Raw genomic sequence first — 364 nt, 5'->3', positions numbered from 1 at the left:
GATCAACGATCAATTCGGTGAATTGGCGCTGCTGCAGGAAACTGCCGACCAGGGTCGCGACCTGCTGAACATCACCTATGCTTCGACCCTGACCACCAGCACCGTCGACCTCAGCCAAACCAGCCTGCAGAACGTCGAGAACATCACCCTCACCGGCCTCGGCGCGTTCACCGTAATCGGCAACGACCTGAACAACACCCTGCTCGGCAACGCCTCCGTCAATACCCTGCAAGGCGGGGCCGGCAATGACTGGCTGGATGGCGGTGCGAGCGCCGACACCCTCAGCGGCGGCAGCGGCGACGACACCTACGTCATCGACAACGTCGCCGACAAGGTCACCGAACTGGCTGATGAAGGCCGCGAT

The 364-nt window shown here is 62.4% G+C and carries 1 protein-coding gene; it reads left to right on the top strand.

The genetic code is table 11. The features are described from left to right. Window positions 1-364, top strand: a 364-nt coding sequence (locus NHU87_RS28330) for a calcium-binding protein (RefSeq protein WP_367399076.1), incomplete at both ends; no start/stop codon positions are given.

Source organism: Pseudomonas mandelii, from assembly GCF_024138395.1.
In the GTDB taxonomy this organism is placed as follows: Bacteria; Pseudomonadota; Gammaproteobacteria; order Pseudomonadales; family Pseudomonadaceae; genus Aquipseudomonas; species Aquipseudomonas mandelii_E.
The sequence above is the reverse complement of the archived record's forward strand: the minus strand, read 5'-3'. Positions and strand labels throughout refer to the sequence as shown.